We start from the raw sequence: 18,171 nt of genomic DNA, 5'->3' as shown, positions 1-18,171 counted from the left end.
TAGGTGCTAGGTGCTAGGTGCTAGGTGCTAGGTGCTAACAAATGTTTTAATAATTAAGCTGGCAGTGCCAGCTTTTTTGCGTTTATACGGATACTTTTCATAAATGTTCTAATGTACTTTCATTTAAAAAACGACTTAGCTTTCTCAGATTTAAGCCCTCATTTATTTCTCATTCTTTCCTCTTTGTGCAATAAAATTTTAGTGAATTATTCACAAAGAAATTAAGGTTCGCTGCGCTTAAAGAGCTAGCCTACGCAAATAGAACCGATTTGATTAATTATTGGCTCTAATCGTATCACTGCAGCACCCTTTCATTTAATACATAATCATTTTGACAGCGGTTGCTAGCAATAATGCGGCGAAGATTTTTTTGACTAACGAGACTGGTAAGTAATGGGTGGCTTTGGCGCCTAACGGGGCGGTAAACCAGGATGTGCAAATAATACCGAATAACGCTGGTAAATACACAAATCCAGCAAATCCATCTTCTAGTGCAAAATGGCCGCTACCTGAGCTGATGTAACCAATTGAACCAAATAATGCGATAACAATGCCGCATGCGGATGCACACCCTATGGCTTTTTTCATATCGACTGAGAAGAACGTTAACAATGGTACCAAAAGCGCGCCTCCGCCAATACCGATCATCGCAGACAAGCCGCCGGTGATAGTGGTCATAATGGTTAACACACCTTTATTGGGCATGTCACGCTCAACCGATGGCTCACGCTTATTACTTACAAACATCTTTATCGCAATAAGTACCACTGTGACAGCAAACACTAAGCGAACAACCTGCTCAGGTAATAGTGCCGCTATAAAGCCACTGATAAGCGCCCCCAGTGCAACGCCCGTCATTACCCAAGGAGCAAGAGTCCATGGAACATTGCCATTTTTATGATGTGCGATTGCGGAAGACGTTGATGTAAATAATATTGATGCTAATGACGTTGCAATTGCGGCAATAACGACTTGCTCAGCTGGTAGAATTTCAAAATGCAGTAAAATAATACTCAACACAGGAACAATCACCAGTCCGCCCCCAATACCTAGCAGCCCTGCTAAAAAACCTACGCCACTGCCAAGTAAGGCGCAGTATAAAATCAACATTATCAATTCACTCATTGCGTTTATCTCTTATTATAATTTGGGAGCACTCATGCTAAATGAATGCGATTCTATTTCCTATTGAGCAGCTATCACTCACCATATTGGCCGCGAGTATATCAATATAACTGATGCCTATTGATATATTTGGCTACATTAAGCCCTGAATAATCCTCATGTTTTAGATGAAATAAATACAAGACACCCACCTAGAAGTCTAAGTGTTTGGATAGCCAAGTTGGAACTCTGTTTTTTCAAGTGCCACTTCAGATAATTTATCGCTAATGGCGTGCAATATTATTAGTTGATGAATACAGCTCATGTTTTAGGTGAAATTAAACCGTTTTTATTCATGTACCGATACACGTATAAATAGCTCAACTCTTAGAGGCAACACAGTTTTACAGCGGTTTTAATCAAGCCATCAGGCACAACACAAAAACTGTGAACATCACTTACCGAGAGATCAGTAACGTTAATTCGCTCAAGAGCACAGCATAAACGCAGGTTTTAAATCAGATAATTGGATACAGATCACAATGACTAAAGATTTCACATTTACTATTAAGAGTATTTGTCTCGATGAAAATTATCATCCAGCAGCTAATACACGTATCACTACCAATTTTGCAAACTTGGCCAGAGGCAGTTATCGCCAAGCAAACTTACGCAACGCCTTAAAAATGATCGATAACCGCTTTAATGCCTTGGCGCAGTGGGATAACCCAAAAGCGGATCGTTATTCTGTAGAGCTTGAAATCATCTCTGTTGATATGGATATTGCTGGCAGTGGTAATAGCTTTCCATCGATTGAAATATTGAAAACAAATATTGTTGATCATCACACTAACAAACGCATTGAAGGTATTGTAGGAAATAATTTTTCCTCCTATGTGCGCGACTATGATTTTAGTGTATTACTGCAAGAACATAATAAAGATCAGCCTAAATTTAGTATCCCTGATAACTTTGGCGAGCTGCATGGCAAACTATTTAAATATTTTATTAGTTCTGACAGCTACAAAAAGCACTTTAAAAAGCCGCCAGTAATATGCCTAAGTGTTTCGGATAACAAGACCTATCATCGTACTGAAAATCAACACCCTGCGTTAGGTGTTGAATATCAGCCAAATGAACCGTCTTTGACTGAGCAATATTTCAAAAAAATGGGCTTGCAGGTGCGTTATTTTATGCCGCCAAATAGTGTAGCGCCCTTAGCCTTTTATTTTGTTGGTGATTTGCTAAATGATTACACTCATCTTGAGCTTATTAGCACTATTAGCACAATGGAGACATTTCAAAAAATCTACCGACCAGAGATCTATAATGCCAATGCGACTGCGGGGAAATCATATCAACCAAATTTGAAGAACCTAGATCATTCACTCACGCAAATTGTTTATGACCGTGAAGAGCGCAGTAAATTGGCGAATGAACAGGGGAAATTTGCTGAGCAGCACTTCATCAAGCCATATCAAACAGTGCTTGAGCAATGGTCTGCTAATTACGCGTAATAGCGAGTTCAATCGTTAGATTCAATCGCAACTTAAAAAGTTAACCCAAATAAATGGCATTATTTATTATGAAAACATCTATTAGCAAAACAATATTACCGACTTCAACTGCAGGCAGCTTACCTAAACCTTCATGGCTTGCAGAGCCAGAGACTCTTTGGTCACCTTGGAAACTTCAAGGTGATGAATTAATTGACGGCAAACACGATGCATTACGGATCTCTCTACAAGAGCAACAACGTGCAGGTATTGATATTGTCAGTGATGGCGAACAAACACGCCAACACTTTGTTACCACATTTATTGAGCACCTTAACGGTGTAGATTTTGAAAACCGTAAAACGGTGAGAATTCGTGACCGCTATGATGCCAGTGTACCTACTGTGGTAGGTCCTGTTAGTCGTATAAAACCGGTTTTTGTTGATGATGCTAAGTTTTTACGCAGCCAAACCAAACAACCGATCAAATGGGCGCTACCAGGTCCTATGACTATGATAGATACACTTTATGATGACCATTATAAAAGCCGCGAACAGCTCGCTTGGGAATTTGCCAAAATTCTTAATCAAGAAGCCAAAGAACTAGAAGCTGCGGGGGTTGATATCATTCAATTTGATGAGCCTGCATTTAACGTGTTTTTTGATGAGGTAAATGATTGGGGAATTGCGTGTTTAGAAAAAGCCATTGAAGGCCTTAAATGCGAAACGGCCGTACATATTTGTTATGGTTATGGTATCAAAGCCAATACAGATTGGAAAAAAACGTTAGGCTCAGAATGGCGACAATACGAAGAAGCATTTCCAAAACTGCAGCAATCTAATATTGATATTATCTCATTAGAATGTCACAACTCTCATGTACCAATGGAACTACTTGAACTTATTCGCGGTAAAAAAGTAATGGTAGGCGCCATTGACGTTGCCACCAATACCATAGAAACACCAGAGGAAGTGGCAAATACGCTACGTAAAGCACTGCAGTTTGTCGATGCTGACAAGCTCTACCCGTGTACTAACTGTGGTATGGCTCCGCTACCTCGCGCAGTTGCAAGAGGTAAGCTCAATGCGTTAACCGCAGGCGCAGAGATTATTAGAAATGAGCTGGCTCAAAGTAATTAAAATCTAATTTATTTCATGAGGTGGAGTAACCACCTCGTCCTAATTTATTTTCAACAATTACACTTACTACAAATACAATAAGCTTATATACATAAAGTATTTAATACCCGCGCTTTTGCCAAAATTCGATTTCTGACATTGACTCTTGTTCAAACACTGAAAATGTTTTATCGGCAATCAGTTTGCCGTTTAGCTCTATGGTCATACGCCAGTCACCTATTTTATTGCTGATGGGTTGCCACAAGGTATCACCTAGGTAAAAGTGCCAGTCATTGTCTTTAACGTATTCAAAGCCGTCAAATGGTGGCATTACCTCACCATCAGCATCCGGTATATCAGGATGGTATATACAATAATGAAGTTTTTCGCCTTTGGCTTTTTTAATATTAATGATAAAACCAAACTCCACATCGAGTTGTGCGGGTACTTTTGTGGTAAATGCTTGAATTTGCGGTAAGGCTTTTGATGATGAGTCCCACTTTGTATAAATACCAAAGCTTTGCATAGTGATCACGGGCTTAGTTTTTGCCATTATTTATCCTTTTTTTGATGCATTAGTTTAACGTATTTATACGGCAAAATTAAGCGCCAAAACGTTTAGGATCTTTAGGATAGAAAAAATCAGGCTGGCGATCACACAAGGCAAACTCACGGGTATTTTTGTAAGGTAGTTTCATAAACCCGGCAACCCCCACATCAGTAATGCTCACCGCATATTGCATCAACTTATTAAGCAAGCGCTTAAACTGTGCTTCTTTAGTGCAATCTAACAAACGATAGTAATGATGTATTTTCATTCTATCTGGTAAAGCTTCAAAAATAATGCAGCCGGTATGATGTATTTGGTTTAACTCAAATACGCATTTGATCACTTTTTTAGGTAGCTGCAGTTGCTCGTCCGGATCTTTACCGTCTTCAAAATAAGAATGTGGTCGGGTGACTTCTGAGCTTTTTAAATTCATTACCTCATAGTCAAGCTCTGGAAGTTGTTCAAACTTAAATGCCCCTGTGCCATCACGCTCCAGTTGAATGGTCTTTCTTGCATCAAATAAACAACACTTAAATAAGCCTTTTTGATGAATGCCTTGTGCCAACATCACGGTATTATTAACCGCTTGGGTAAAAGCATGGCCTAAACTTTCATCATGCATGATCAGTGATGATTCAACGAACAGTGATTCTTCTTTCCAATGAAAGCTTAAGCCCCCTACTACTGGGTATTTTGCTAATCGGCTGATAGAGGCTAAAAATGCTTTTTCAGTATCACCGGTATCAAACAGGAATTCTTTATAATACCGGTCCAATTGAGCGTCATTTACATCAAGCAGTTGTTGGTTATGGTCGGCTTGGCGTAAAAATTGTTTACGTGAGCTATAAACCACAGTATCAGGTAGTTCGTCATCGTTACCAAACCAAAATGGAATATTGGCTCGCACATCTTCAGCTAAATTGAGCTCTGGTAAATATGCTTTTGCCATAGCGGGCATATTACGCATAAAGTAATCACCCGCCCCGTCTCTTGTAATTTTATTTTTAGAGAGCATACCGTCAATCACTTTTGCAAGCTCCATAGGGAGTCCTAGTGAACTGGCTGGGATCACTTGCGCGCCAAATCGGCATGATTGTGCAGAAGCCAGTGCGTATAAGGTCGACGCCACGCCTTGCTCATCAAAACGCGGCGATGATTTAGCACCTGACATTTGCTCATCACCAATAAAATACACATCCCCCATCCGCGCATTGGTGGTACTTAAATCGCCAGACATTAAATCCATAAAGTTACTGGTGATTGGCTCGCCATTACTGTCTATTTGGGCATACACAGAGCTGCCCCAGTCCACCAGCGATAAGCCTTGGGTATGTTCATCCCACACTAGATTAGAGGGCTTGATATCGCCATGCACAATCGGTTGTGGCGTTATGCCATTTTGCTGAGTGCGTAGGTCTATTAATACATTACGTAGTTTTAGCGCTAAACTGGTGATTGCTGCGGCGCTAAAGCGGCCTTTTTTAAGTGATACTTTTTCTAAGTCTTCGCCTAACGCGCGGGCCATCATTAAAATGCCCTGCTTTTTTATCCGTTCAAAAGCATAAAACTTAGGCACTAATGGGTTATCAACTTGCGAGAGCATATACGCTTCGTCCTCAAGTCGATCACGTACACTTTGCGCCAAGGTGATACGTGAAAATTTAAACACCCAAGGAAGTTTACGCTCATCTAAACCCGCAAATACAAATCCAAAAGCACCCGAGCCAATCATTTCAACCTGGCTGTAGCCTAAATTAGTGAGTTGCTTAATACAGATATTCAACCATTGGCGGTGTTTTTTGGCGTCATGGTGCGAAAGCAAATAGACCGACTGCTCTTCATTGATATAAAAATTGCGGATTGCTTTGGTTTTCACTGCGAGGTCTCAACGTATTCTAAAAAATGTAAGGGATAAGGGTGAAGCTAGCTTATTGATTATTAATTTTTTAGTTCTAAATTTCTAGTCATTTAGCCTCAGCTTAGCGTGTCCTGACATTTTGTGCAAAAAAAGTGTAAAAAGGCAATCTGTGTTAAAAAATAATGCCCCCAACTCACTAAACCACAGGTGATACTCTTTATTCATGGTAATTGCTTAGTTAGATAATACAGACTTTATGATTGGTAAAATAAAAGAAAAAAAGCCGCGTGATCAGCGAACTGATCACAACAGCTTTTAACAACCAGAATCGTTATAAATTAGAGTGCTTGTTCAAGCTCTGGTAGCACATCAAATAAATCTGCTACTAAACCATAATCCGCCACTTGGAAGATTGGCGCATCGGGATCTTTATTGATAGCCACAATTACTTTTGAGTCTTTCATACCCGCTAAGTGCTGAATTGCGCCACTAATACCTACGGCAATATATAAGTTAGGCGCAACGATCTTACCGGTTTGACCCACTTGCATATCGTTTGGCACAAAGCCGGCGTCAACCGCAGCACGAGACGCACCAATTGCCGCGCCTAGTTTATCGGCAATACCATTAAGTAATGAAAAGTTCTCGCCATTTTGCATACCGCGTCCACCTGATATAACCACTTGCGCAGCAGTTAACTCTGGGCGCTCAGATTCGGTTTGCTCAACACTTACAAATGCGCTTAATTCACTGCTAAACACAGAATCAACAACACGACTCTCAGCGGGAGCTTGCTCACCTTGCAGATCAAAGCTACTTGCACGAACGGTGATCACTTTTTTGCTATCCAGTGATTTTACAGTTGCGATGGCATTACCTGCATAGATTGGGCGTTTAAATGTATCAGCGTCAACCACATCAATGATTTCTGAAATTTGTGCAACATCAAGTAATGCGGCAACACGTGGCATGAAATTTTTGCCCGTTGTAGTGGCACTAGCAACAAGATGCGAATAATCTGGCGCAAGCGATAACACTAAATCTGCAATGTTTTCAGCTAACTGATGCGCATACTCGCTATGATCAGCCACCAGCACGGTGTTTACACCTGCAATACTGGCCACTATTTCACTCATTGGTGCTACGTTTTCACCAGCAATTAGTACATCAACAGCAAAACCAAGCTTTAATGCTGCGTTTATGGTTTTAGAAGTTTCAGGCTTTAAACTGCCATTGTCATGATCTGCTATAACTAATGTTTTCATTTAAATCACCTTCGCTTGTGTTTTTAATAAATCAACTAACTGCGCTACATCATCAACAATGATACCGCCACTGCGTTTTGCCGGTTCATGTACCGCAACAAGTTCGATACGCGGGGTTAAGTCTACACCTAAGCTATCAGCTGAAATTACCTCAAGTGGTTTACGTTTGGCTTTCATAATATTTGGCAATGATGCATAACGAGGTTCATTCAAACGTAAGTCTGTTGTGACTACGGCCGGTAACTTTAATGAAACTGTTTGTAAACCGCCATCAACTTCACGCGTCACATTAACAGTGCCATTTGCTATGTCGACCTTTGATGCAAACGTACCTTGCCCGCGCCCAGTAAGAGCCGCCAGCATTTGACCTGTTTGATTGTTATCTGAATCAATCGACTGTTTACCTAAAATTACCAGTTCAGGGGCTTCTTGCTCGACGATTTTAGCAAGCAGCTTTGCAACGTGCAGTGATTCTAATTTTTCGTCAGTCTCAATATGAATCGCTTTATCGGCGCCCAGTGCCAGTGCTGTACGTAATTGTTCTTGAGATGCTTTAGCACCAATGGTTACAGCAATCACTTCAGTGGCAGTGCCCGCCTCTTTTAAGCGGATAGCTTCTTCAATGGCAATTTCGCAAAATGGGTTAAGTGCCATTTTCACATTAGTTAGATCAACGTCGCTATTATCTGCTTTAACGCGTGCTTTTACGTTGTAGTCGATAACTCTTTTTATTGGAACGAGAACTTTCATAGGAACTCCATAATTATTTAAACCTACAAGCTAACGTGTACGTCAACCTATTTATTTTATGAAATCAGACTACTTCCTGTTGACGTAAACGTCAACCTAAAATAACCTTAAACTATTCATCGCCTGTAACGTTTCATTTGCAAGTATGAAATTGCCCTTGTAAAGGCACAGGTCCGTCACATAAAAGAGGTTAATATGGTCGAACGCGAAACCATGGAATTTGATGTCGTTATTGTCGGCGCAGGCCCTGCAGGCTTAGCTACCGCCATACGATTAGCGCAACAAGCACAAGAAAAACAACAAGAGTGCATGATCTGCGTGGTTGAAAAAGGCTCTGAAGTGGGCGCCCATATTTTATCGGGCGCAGTATTTGAAACCACCGCTTTGGACGAGTTACTGCCCAATTGGCAAGAACTTGGCGCGCCAGTGACCACTAAAGTAACCAGTGATGAAATATATTGGTTTAATAATGACAGCAAAGCCACCGCTATCCCTCACTTTGCCGCACCTAAAACATTTCATAATACTGATAACTATATTGTCTCTATGGGTAATGTATGCCGCTGGCTTGCAGAGCAAGCAGAAAACCTAGGGGTTGAGATTTTCCCAGGTTTTAGCGCACACTCACTGATTATTGAAGATGACACAGTAAAAGGCATTATTACCGGCGATATGGGCCTTGATAGCAATGGCAATGAAAAAGATGGCTTTATGCCTGGCATGGAACTTCGTGCTAAATACACTGTATTTGCTGAAGGTTGTCGTGGTCACTTAGGTAAACAGCTGATCAATCAATTTGCACTTGATCAAGATGCCTCACCGCAACATTATGGTTTAGGCTTTAAAGAAATTTGGCAAATCGATCCTGCTAAACACAAGCAAGGCACGGTAGTTCATGGCACCGGTTGGCCCTTAAGTGCAGATACTAACGGTGGTGCGTTTATGTACCACAGTGATAATAATCAAGTTGTAGTCGGCTTAATTGTTGATTTAAATTACTCAAACCCGCATTTAAGCCCGTTTGATGAATTTCAGCGCATGAAACACCACCCAATATTTAAAGATGTATTAGCCGGTGGCGAACGTATTGCTTATGGCGCTCGTGCGATTGCAAAAGGTGGCTTGCACTCATTACCAAAAATGCACTTCCCGGGTGGTTTGTTGGTCGGCTGTGACGCGGGCACCTTGAATTTTGCCAAAATCAAAGGCAACCACACAGCGATGAAGTCAGGTATGATTGCCGCTGAGGTGATCTTTAGCGCGCTTACAAACGAGCAACAGCATACTGACTTAGTTGACTACAGCGAAGCATTTAAACAAAGTTGGGCTTATAAAGAGCTATACCAATCACGTAACTTTGGCCCTGTGATGCATAAGCTAGGAAAATTTCTTGGTGGTGCGTATAACACCCTTGATCAAAATATTTTTGCAGGGGCATTACCTTTTACTTTTAAAGATAATATCCCAGATCACGCAACGCTAGTTGATAAAAATCAGGCCAGTGTCATTGATTACCCGAAGCCTGATGGTCAACTCAGCTTTGATAAATTATCTTCGGTGTTTTTATCAAATACCAATCATGAAGAATCTCAGCCGTGTCATTTAAAACTAAAAAATAGCGCTATTCCTATCGATGTTAACTTAGTTAAATTTGACGAGCCTGCTCAGCGCTATTGCCCGGCGGGTGTGTATGAGATACAGCAAATTGCCGGCAAAGACGAGTTTGTGATCAATGCACAAAACTGCGTGCACTGTAAAACCTGCGATATTAAAGATCCGAGCCAAAACATCACCTGGGTAACACCTGAGGGAGCCGGTGGTCCCAACTACCCAAATATGTAATCTAAATACAATTAAAGTGCTTGATACAGCGTTAAAATAATATTTTACATATAAATTATAAACCTATCCTAAATTGCAGGGGCTTCGGCCCCTTTTTTGCGCTATGCTAATAAGAATTATATATGAGTGAGATATTTTTATGCCGTCGTCTAATGTTGTATTCCGTTTTTTAGCAGAGCCCACCGATGTGAATTTTGGCGGGAAGGTTCATGGCGGTGTCGTCATGAAGTGGATTGACCAAGCAGGTTATGCCTGCGCTGCTGGTTGGAGTGGTCATTACTGTGTCACTGTATCTGTCGCTGGGGTTAAATTTCGTCGCCCTATTCTAGTTGGTCAAATTGTTGAAGTTGAAGCTAAAATTGCCCACACTGGCAAAACCAGTATGCAAATCTTTATACAAGTTCGCTGTGGCGATCCGAAAACGCGTAATTTAGTTGAGACTAACCACTGTGTAATTAGCTTTGTTGCCATGGACGAAACAGGTTACCCCGTAGCAGTGCCAGAATACATCGCAGTGAGTAATGAAGACAAAAAATTAGAAAACTACGCAATTAAGATGAAAGAGATTGCCATAGAAACTGAAACTTTATTGCATAAATCAGAACCCTGATCACCTAAACTATCTATCTGTAAAAGCTACACTCTAGTCAGAAATCTTTTCTCCAGCCAAACTGAACGAGCGTTTAAATAGCGCTCATTGGTGTACTTTGTATGCTATAAAAGACTATAACTGGCTGTTTTAAAGCCAAATTAATCATGGCACGCACCATGCAATATTAAAAGTAATCGGTAATTTAAAGGTTATATTTTTTATTTTGTAAAGGAGCTATTAAATGATTAAATCAATTTCACTTTCTGCTATCTCATTAGCATTGTTAGGTTTTAATACTGCAGCTAGCGCAGAGACAACAAACATGGATTACCCTCGCGTATATACCGGTATTGGTTACGGCCAATACTCATTCCAATTTGAAGATTCTGAAAACGACATCGATTTTGACGACGACTCACAGATGCTCAAAGGCTATGTTGGTTCACAATTTAATAAGTATTTGAGTTTAGAACTGGCCTATCAAAACTTTGATGAAGTAAGTGATATAGATAGTTACGCTGAGGTAGATGGTATCTCCCTTGCTGCACGATTAGCAGCACCAATAACAGAAAGCTTTTCTGTCTACGCTAAAGGTGGTTGGTTAGAATGGGACGCCGAGGTCACCAGTGATATTCCAGCCCTTGGTGAAATATCAGCCGATCAAAGTGGTGGCGATATATTCTACGGTGCAGGTATTGAATATGCATTTACCAGTAATATGCAAATACGCTTTGAGTACGAGCGTTACGAATTAGAAGACGATATTGATCCAGATATGGACGTGGCATCAGTATCTGTACAATATATGTTTTAAGGAATGCTTAACCTGTTCTGAGGTTATTTAGCAGTAAAAGGCAGCTTCGAGCTGCCTTTTTTGTTGTTAGCGGTTAGAATATCGTATCTTTAACAGTAATTGAGTTTCATGAGCGATTTTCAACTAACGGCTATTGGCCATATTCAATCTCCTTATAAACAAAAGTTCGCCATTCCTCGCCAACCGCGTTTAGTTCCACAAGCAAAAGCTAAGTTGGTATTTGTTGCTGATTTTAACCGTGAAGAATTTGTTCGTGGTTTAGATGAATTTAGCCATATTTGGTTATTGTTTCGCTTTCATGAAACTGCTGATAAAGGCTACTCAGCCATGGTTAGACCACCGCGTTTAGGCGGTAATGAGCGCAAAGGCGTATTTGCCACACGCGCGACCTTTAGACCCAATGCCATAGGCATGAGTGCCGTCAAGCTTGAAGGCATAGAGTATAAAAATGGCCAGCTGTGTTTATTATTGGCAGGCATAGATTTACTTGATGGCACCCCGATTTTAGACATCAAACCATATTTACCTTATTCAGATGCCATGGTTGATGCCACTGCAGGCTTTGCTGACACGCGCCCAGAAACGCAAATGACCGTTGAGTTTAGCCCGCAAGTGCAGGCGTTTATTGAACAGCAAACCAACTTCCCAGAGTTGCATGACTTTATTAGTAATGTACTTAAGCAAGATCCTCGCCCTGCCTATAAAAAGCAAAAAGAGGGTGAACAAAGTTATGGAATGACCTTGTATGATTTTAATATCCGTTGGCAAGTAAACGACGAGCATAACTATGTCACTAGCATAGAAAAAAGTTAGAAAAACACACTTAGCGCTTTAGTGTAAAAGCAACCGCTGCTAAACTGAGTGCCCAATTGAAATAATAATTTTATAACTATCGGAATAAACATGCGTACCAGTCAATATATACTCGCAACACTTAAAGAAACGCCATCAGATGCTGAAATTGTATCGCATCAATTAATGTTAAGAGCGGGCATGATCCGTCGCGTCGCGTCGGGCCTATATACTTGGTTACCCTCTGGATTACGCGTGTTACGAAAAGTCGAAAACATTGTGCGTGAAGAAATGGACAAATCAGGTGCAATCGAAATGTTGATGCCTGTTATTCAACCTGCGGATCTATGGGAAGAGTCTGGCCGTTGGGAGCAGTTTGGCCCAGAACTTATGCGTTTTACTGACCGTCACAATCGTACTTTCGCGTTAGGACCAACCCATGAAGAAGTGATCACCGACTTTGTTCGTAAAGAAGTAAGTTCGTATAAACAATTACCGCTTACTTTGTATCAAGTACAAACAAAAGTGCGCGACGAACGTCGTCCTCGTTTTGGGGTTATGCGCGCGCGTGAATTTACTATGAAAGATGCCTATTCATTTCATTTAAGTGAAGAATGTTTAGATGCAACTTATCAAGTAATGCACAAAGCATACTGTAATATATTCGATCGCTTAGGCCTTGATTACCGTCCTGTTATTGCTGATACCGGCTCTATCGGTGGTAGTGTATCTCATGAATTTCATGTGTTAGCTGAATCAGGTGAAGATGCTATCGCCTTTAGTGATAAAAGTGACTATGCAGCAAACATCGAAAAAGCAGAAGCATTAGCGCCAAGTGAAGCGCGCCCTGCTGCCGCAAAAGAATTAAAAGTATTCCCAACACCTGATGCGAAAACTATCGACGAGCTAAAGAAACACTATGGTGTAAAACCTCATCGCAGTGTTAAAACACTGATTGTTTACGGCGCGCCAAATGAAGATGGTCAACGTGGTTTAGTTGCATTAGTAATACGTGGCGATCATGAGCTTAACGAACTTAAAGCTGAAAAACATCCATTAGTAGATTCTCCACTGGAAATGGCAAACGAGGCTGACATAATTGCAGCCATTGGTGCTAAACCGGGTTCATTAGGCCCTGTTGGCTTAACAATGCCAATTTTAGTAGACCGTACAGCCAACGTAATGGCTGATTTTGTAGCTGGTGCTAACAAAGATGACGAGCATTACAGCGGTATTAACTGGGATCGCGATGTAACTGAGTATGAAGTTGCTGATCTACGTAATATTGTCGAAGGTGATCCTAGTCCATGTGGTAATGGTACTTTACATATTAAACGCGGTATCGAAGTTGGCCATATCTTCCAGCTTGGTACTAAGTACTCAGAAGCGATGAAAGCGGGAGTATTAAACGAAAGCGGTAAGAACCAAATAATGACTATGGGTTGTTATGGTATTGGTGTATCGCGTATTGTCGCAGCGGCTATTGAGCAAAATAATGATCAATACGGCATTATTTGGCCACAGCCAATCGCCCCGTTCGATTTAGCCATTGTGCCAATGAATATGCATAAATCGCATCGTATACCGGATATCGCTAATAACCTTTACGACGGTTTAAAAGCCGCAGGCTTAGACGTGTTATTTGATGACCGTAAAGAGCGCCCAGGTGTGATGTTTAACGACATGGAATTACTCGGTGTACCTTTCACGTTGGTAATTGGTGAGCGTAATCTTGATGAAAACAAGGTTGAGTTGAAAAATCGCCGTACTGGTGAAAAATTAATGATAGATATTGATACCGCTGTTGAAGCAATCAAAGCGGCCATGAACGCTTAATCATCAGCACCCTCTGTAACAAAAAACCGCGTAATGCGGTTTTTTTGTTTTTGCACGATTATTAATTGTCATAGATGTTTCGTCAAACAGTCTTATAAACGTCATTCAAGTTGCTTAACTTTGTTGTTATTACACCGTGAGTAACCTCCTATGCACGACATCGAAAAAAGTGATAAAAAGTACTACCCAGCTGTTTGGATCTCCGATGTACATTTAGGCTATAAAGATTGTCGAGCAGATTACCTACTCGACTTTTTAAATAGTATTGAGTGCGATACCCTTTATCTAGTGGGTGACATCGTCGATTTATGGTCTATGAAGCGAAATTTTTATTGGCACCCTAGTCACTATCAAGTATTAGCTTGTATTCAAGCCAAAGCAGTTCAAGGTACTCGAGTGATTTATATTCCCGGCAATCACGATGAAACATTCCGACACTACGTCAATAACAGCCTATTTGGTATTGAAGTCCACCAGCAGTTTATTCACACAACCAAAGCCAACAAACGATTTCTTCTGGTTCACGGTGATGATTTTGACTCAGCAACTAGGTATAACAAACTGATCAGTATTGCCGGTGATACAGGTTATGACTTTTTACTGTTTTTAAATCGCTGGACTAATCGTATTCGACGCCTATATGGTGGTAACTATTGGTCACTTGCTGCTTGGATAAAAGCCCGCGTTCATAAAGCGCGTGAAGCAATAGAGGCATTTGAAAATGCTGCTATTCATGAGGCTAAAAAGCAAGGCGTAGACGGTATTATTTGCGGTCATATTCATCACCCACAACTCAAAGTCGTTGATGGGATTGTTTACTGTAATGATGGCGATTGGATAGAAAGTTGTACCGCAGTAGTAGAGCAAGAAAATGGTCGTATCGAATTGCTACACTGGTCTGACACTCAAACAGTGATTAATTCTGCTGATATTACCAAACTTAATCAAAATCTTGGTGGACCAAAGGCTAAACCTGAAAAATCAGTAGCTTAAAATTTAGACTGTGTGGTTTATTTTAACCACATAGCTAATTTATCTTTCAAAACTTTTGGCTTTATGGGTTTGGTAATATAATCATTCATACCAGCTGTAATACAACGCTCTCTGTCACCTGCCATAGCGCTGGCTGTCATAGCGATAATAGGCACTTTTGCATAGTCAGCACCAGCTTTGCTGCTGCGAATTGCAGAGGTTGTGTCATAGCCATTGAGGCTTGGCATTTGGCAATCCATTAAAAGCAGATCAAATAAAGGTGTGTGCTCTGTATTTAATATTTCTAGCGCATCTAGGCCATCGCTGGCACATACAATAGTGACACCGGTATTTTTTAATATTGCTTTGGCAACTTCAAGGTTGATCATATTATCATCAACCAATAATACCTTAAAGTTTGATAAATCGTATTCAACATATTCTGTTTGCTCACTACCTTGGCTAGCAACCAAAAAACTATTATTAACACCAAACAAACTTGCTAACTTATAGCTAAATTGATCTTGAGTAAGCGGCTTATTTAGCACATGGCAATTTTCAGGTACCTGCTCTTTGGCTTTTTTACTAAGCAGTAAATCACGCAAGATTAATACATATTTTTTATTCTGCTTATTACATAAATTAATCAGTGTTTGTAAGTATGGGTGATCATTATCAACAACCAGTAAATCAACTTTTAACTCTTGATATTGTGCTTGGTAGTCAAATCGTTGAATATTATTGGCCGCTACTTGGCAATTTTTAATCAATAAATTAGTGACATTGTTATATACACTGTCGCTATCTATCAGCACGCCAACCTGAATATCTTTTGCCAACTCAACGGCAGTATTAAGTCTTTTCTCAGCTGCAATATGTAATTGCACTTGCGCTGTAAAACAGCTTCCCTTGCCCTTTTCACTGGTTACACTAATATCACCGCCCATCAATTGTGCCAGCTTACGACAAATTGATAAACCAAGCCCTGTGCCTCCAAAGTGGCGAGTGGTACTGGTGTCCTCTTGAGTAAAGGCCTCAAACAGCTTATTGATATTTTTTTCAGCAATGCCGATGCCTGAGTCTTCAATAACAAAGCTCATTAATAACTTTTCTTCAGTAAGATACTGACACCCAACAGTCAAACTGACTTCACCTTGATGAGTAAATTTGAATGCATTATTAAGTAAGTTTATTAATATTTGTTTTAATCGGTGGCTATCTCCGACTAACATACGGTCAATAACTTTATCAGTATACAAAAACACTTCTAAGCCTTTACGCTGTGCTTGCAGTGCCATTGAGGTGATCATATCACTGCATACAGTAATCACATCAAAACTGTGATTATCAATATCAAGTTTACCAGCTTCGATTTTTGAAAAATCCAAGATGTCATTAATCAATGTCATTAATGAGTTAGCGCTGCTATTGGCCAGATCTAAATATTGCTGTTGCTGCTGCGTTAGCGTGTCCTCTTTGAGCATTTCCAGCATCCCTAATACACCATTCATAGGCGTACGTATTTCATGGGAAATATTAGCAATAAAATCACTTTTAGTTTTACTGGCTGCCAAAGCTTGTTCAATCGCACTTTCAAGTTCAGTTGTGCGTTGTTGCACTTTTTGCTCTAACGTACTATTGAGTTTTTCAAGCTCAACTTGGGTCTGTTTAAGTGAATTAATGTTTCGTAAAATCGCTGCTACTTGGTAGCGCTGGGTAAAGATATCAAACACGCTAGTAAGTGTAATTGAGAAAAAGTGTTGTTGATCTTGCGGGCCAATAAATACGCCTTCAAATGATGGTTTTGATCCCTGTGCTATTGTTTCATCAATACATGACTTATCACCTTCTGCTAGCGAAAATAATTGCGTAAACTGGGTGTGATCAATAATGATATCAAAGCACTGTAATGCTGTTTTATTAGCATTACTGATAAGGCCATCCTCTTGTACTGTTAAAATTGCATCGAGAGAATTTTCAATAATCTTGTTATTACGCTCCTTCAAGGTGTGAAGCTCTAATTTGCGGTTTATATACCTTTGGTATAACCACACTAATAACCACAAAGCAGTGAAAAGTGAAATAATTACCAACACAAAATGATCACGGCGCTTAGCAACGTCTGTTAACAAAATATCGGTATTAATTGATACCGCAAGTTCAAGGGGCAACATGCTAATGTTATTTTCTAAACTAATACGTTGTTTTAAATAATAATGACTTGGTAAATCATGAAAAGGTAAAGTCGCTTGGCTGCTCATATCTTGGCTTTGACTAAATACACTTGACCAAGTAATGTCTTGACCAAACTCAAAACCAAATCGTAGTTTAGGATCTGGGTGAAATAAAAACTGCTGCTGATCATTTAACAGATAAACATCAACCCCAGCAGATGAACTAAAAGTAACACTATTAAATAACTCGTCAGCAAAATAATTTGTTACTAATACAGCAAATATTGCTCCTTGTTCATTAAATACCGGCTTCGCAACTCGGTAGGTGCTCACGTATGGTATCTGAATTTGACCATGCTCTCGATTATAGTTAATCGGTGATATATAGACAGATTCACTATCTAACCTGCTGGCATTAAGCATGTAATCCCGTTGCCCTTTTTGTTGTAATAAGTCTCCCTCGAGGCGCACCACAACATCATTGATCCTATCAACACGGACAATTTCTTGACCATTATCAGCAAGGGTAATATATCTGGCTTGTAATAGCTGCTGGTCAGTGCGCATAAAGCCACTAAATATTTCAGCTAAGCGCGTTTGCCATATTGCGATGGGCGTATTTAATAGTGGATCAATAAGGTTATTTGCAGCGGCTCGACTAATACCACTGATAGGCGGCGTGACATTTAAAAAGTTGATTGACGAGACACTGTCTTTTAAATGCCCTTTTAATATTTGTGCTTTTGTATCAAGCTCTTGCTGTAGTGTGGTTTGGGCAATCTGGTAAACATCTTTGCGTGCTTTTTGCTCATAAATATATAAAGCAGGAGTTGCGAAGATGAAAAAAAACAGCAAAGCTAATAAAGAAAGTTTATTACTGCGAAATAAATTAGAAAATGTCAGAGGGTAGCGCATCAAAATTGCCAGTTTGCTTTCAAAACAAACTATATTATAGAGCAATTAAAAAAGTTATCTTTGAGCTTTTTATCGATTCTTAGTTTTAACCAT

14 protein-coding genes are annotated in these 18,171 nt (G+C 40.1%); 8 read left to right on the top strand and 6 right to left on the bottom strand.

Translation table 11 applies throughout. From position 1 onward, the window contains the following. Window positions 1–315: 315 nt before the first annotated feature. On the bottom strand, window positions 316–1,125 hold the full coding sequence (locus H5162_RS02910; protein ID WP_182734730.1) for a sulfite exporter TauE/SafE family protein: 810 nt from the start codon (window positions 1,123–1,125) through the stop codon (window positions 316–318). Between the two features lie 521 nt (window positions 1,126–1,646). On the opposite strand from H5162_RS02910, the gene H5162_RS02905 reads away from it, so the two are divergent. Next, entirely contained in the window at window positions 1,647–2,621 is a 975-nt protein-coding gene (locus tag H5162_RS02905) for a DUF1852 domain-containing protein (protein WP_182717840.1), read from the top strand. Window positions 2,622–2,689: 68 nt separating this feature from the next. Continuing rightward, on the top strand, window positions 2,690–3,739 hold the full coding sequence (locus tag H5162_RS02900; protein ID WP_182777588.1) for a methionine synthase: 1,050 nt from the start codon (window positions 2,690–2,692) through the stop codon (window positions 3,737–3,739). Between the two features lie 100 nt (window positions 3,740–3,839). On the opposite strand, the gene H5162_RS02895 is transcribed toward H5162_RS02900, so the two are convergent. From H5162_RS02895 to H5162_RS02880, 4 genes are all read right to left on the bottom strand, one after another. Then, window positions 3,840–4,271, bottom strand: a complete 432-nt coding sequence (locus H5162_RS02895; RefSeq protein ID WP_145233930.1) for a DUF3859 domain-containing protein — start codon at window positions 4,269–4,271, stop codon at window positions 3,840–3,842. A 49-nt stretch (window positions 4,272–4,320) separates the two neighbouring features. Further along, the gene (locus H5162_RS02890; RefSeq protein WP_182777587.1) at window positions 4,321–6,144 is read right to left on the bottom strand and encodes a protein kinase domain-containing protein; all 1,824 of its coding nucleotides are present in this window, start codon (window positions 6,142–6,144) and stop codon (window positions 4,321–4,323) included. Window positions 6,145–6,464: 320 nt separating this feature from the next. Then, the gene (locus H5162_RS02885) at window positions 6,465–7,391 is read right to left on the bottom strand and encodes an electron transfer flavoprotein subunit alpha/FixB family protein (protein ID WP_182717844.1); all 927 of its coding nucleotides are present in this window, start codon (window positions 7,389–7,391) and stop codon (window positions 6,465–6,467) included. Next, window positions 7,392–8,141 carry an electron transfer flavoprotein subunit beta/FixA family protein gene (locus H5162_RS02880; RefSeq protein ID WP_182759832.1) on the bottom strand — a complete coding sequence of 250 codons (750 nt, stop codon included), beginning with the start codon at window positions 8,139–8,141 and terminating at the stop codon, window positions 7,392–7,394. 195 nt (window positions 8,142–8,336) lie between these two features. On the opposite strand from H5162_RS02880, the gene H5162_RS02875 reads away from it, so the two are divergent. The 6 genes from H5162_RS02875 to H5162_RS02850 all read left to right on the top strand — a co-directional run bounded on the left by H5162_RS02875 (window position 8,337) and on the right by H5162_RS02850 (window position 15,010). Beyond that, window positions 8,337–9,983, top strand: a complete 1,647-nt coding sequence (locus tag H5162_RS02875) for an electron transfer flavoprotein-ubiquinone oxidoreductase (protein WP_182759831.1) — start codon at window positions 8,337–8,339, stop codon at window positions 9,981–9,983. Window positions 9,984–10,122: 139 nt separating this feature from the next. Continuing rightward, window positions 10,123–10,593 carry an acyl-CoA thioesterase gene (locus H5162_RS02870; RefSeq protein ID WP_145233918.1) on the top strand — a complete coding sequence of 157 codons (471 nt, stop codon included), beginning with the start codon at window positions 10,123–10,125 and terminating at the stop codon, window positions 10,591–10,593. 223 nt (window positions 10,594–10,816) lie between these two features. Further along, window positions 10,817–11,389, top strand: a complete 573-nt coding sequence (locus H5162_RS02865; RefSeq protein WP_145233916.1) for an outer membrane beta-barrel protein — start codon at window positions 10,817–10,819, stop codon at window positions 11,387–11,389. A 108-nt stretch (window positions 11,390–11,497) separates the two neighbouring features. Then, window positions 11,498–12,202, top strand: a complete 705-nt coding sequence (gene tsaA / locus H5162_RS02860; protein ID WP_182758806.1) for a tRNA (N6-threonylcarbamoyladenosine(37)-N6)-methyltransferase TrmO — start codon at window positions 11,498–11,500, stop codon at window positions 12,200–12,202. A 90-nt stretch (window positions 12,203–12,292) separates the two neighbouring features. After that, the gene (locus H5162_RS02855; RefSeq protein ID WP_149981092.1) at window positions 12,293–14,017 is read left to right on the top strand and encodes a proline--tRNA ligase; all 1,725 of its coding nucleotides are present in this window, start codon (window positions 12,293–12,295) and stop codon (window positions 14,015–14,017) included. Between the two features lie 150 nt (window positions 14,018–14,167). Then, complete coding sequence (locus H5162_RS02850) at window positions 14,168–15,010, top strand: UDP-2,3-diacylglucosamine diphosphatase (protein ID WP_182734736.1); 843 nt, start codon at window positions 14,168–14,170, stop codon at window positions 15,008–15,010. A 17-nt stretch (window positions 15,011–15,027) separates the two neighbouring features. On the opposite strand, the gene H5162_RS02845 is transcribed toward H5162_RS02850, so the two are convergent. Then, the gene (locus H5162_RS02845) at window positions 15,028–18,078 is read right to left on the bottom strand and encodes an ATP-binding protein (protein ID WP_182777585.1); all 3,051 of its coding nucleotides are present in this window, start codon (window positions 18,076–18,078) and stop codon (window positions 15,028–15,030) included. Window positions 18,079–18,171: the final 93 nt, after the last annotated feature.

It is taken from the genome of Pseudoalteromonas sp. SR41-8 (assembly GCF_014163915.1).
In the GTDB taxonomy this organism is placed as follows: domain Bacteria; phylum Pseudomonadota; class Gammaproteobacteria; order Enterobacterales; family Alteromonadaceae; genus Pseudoalteromonas; species Pseudoalteromonas rhizosphaerae.
The sequence above is the reverse complement of the archived record's forward strand: the minus strand, read 5'-3'. Positions and strand labels throughout refer to the sequence as shown.

Coding starts and splice junctions, on each gene's coding strand:
- H5162_RS02910 (WP_182734730.1), bottom strand. CDS start 1,125: ATGAGTGAATTGATAATGTTGATTTTATACTGCGCCTTACTTGGCAGT.
- H5162_RS02905 (WP_182717840.1), top strand. CDS start 1,647: ATGACTAAAGATTTCACATTTACTATTAAGAGTATTTGTCTCGATGAA.
- H5162_RS02900 (WP_182777588.1), top strand. CDS start 2,690: ATGAAAACATCTATTAGCAAAACAATATTACCGACTTCAACTGCAGGC.
- H5162_RS02895 (WP_145233930.1), bottom strand. CDS start 4,271: ATGGCAAAAACTAAGCCCGTGATCACTATGCAAAGCTTTGGTATTTAT.
- H5162_RS02885 (WP_182717844.1), bottom strand. CDS start 7,391: ATGAAAACATTAGTTATAGCAGATCATGACAATGGCAGTTTAAAGCCT.
- H5162_RS02880 (WP_182759832.1), bottom strand. CDS start 8,141: ATGAAAGTTCTCGTTCCAATAAAAAGAGTTATCGACTACAACGTAAAA.
- H5162_RS02875 (WP_182759831.1), top strand. CDS start 8,337: ATGGTCGAACGCGAAACCATGGAATTTGATGTCGTTATTGTCGGCGCA.
- H5162_RS02870 (WP_145233918.1), top strand. CDS start 10,123: ATGCCGTCGTCTAATGTTGTATTCCGTTTTTTAGCAGAGCCCACCGAT.
- H5162_RS02865 (WP_145233916.1), top strand. CDS start 10,817: ATGATTAAATCAATTTCACTTTCTGCTATCTCATTAGCATTGTTAGGT.
- tsaA (WP_182758806.1), top strand. CDS start 11,498: ATGAGCGATTTTCAACTAACGGCTATTGGCCATATTCAATCTCCTTAT.
- H5162_RS02855 (WP_149981092.1), top strand. CDS start 12,293: ATGCGTACCAGTCAATATATACTCGCAACACTTAAAGAAACGCCATCA.
- H5162_RS02850 (WP_182734736.1), top strand. CDS start 14,168: ATGCACGACATCGAAAAAAGTGATAAAAAGTACTACCCAGCTGTTTGG.
- H5162_RS02845 (WP_182777585.1), bottom strand. CDS start 18,078: ATGCGCTACCCTCTGACATTTTCTAATTTATTTCGCAGTAATAAACTT.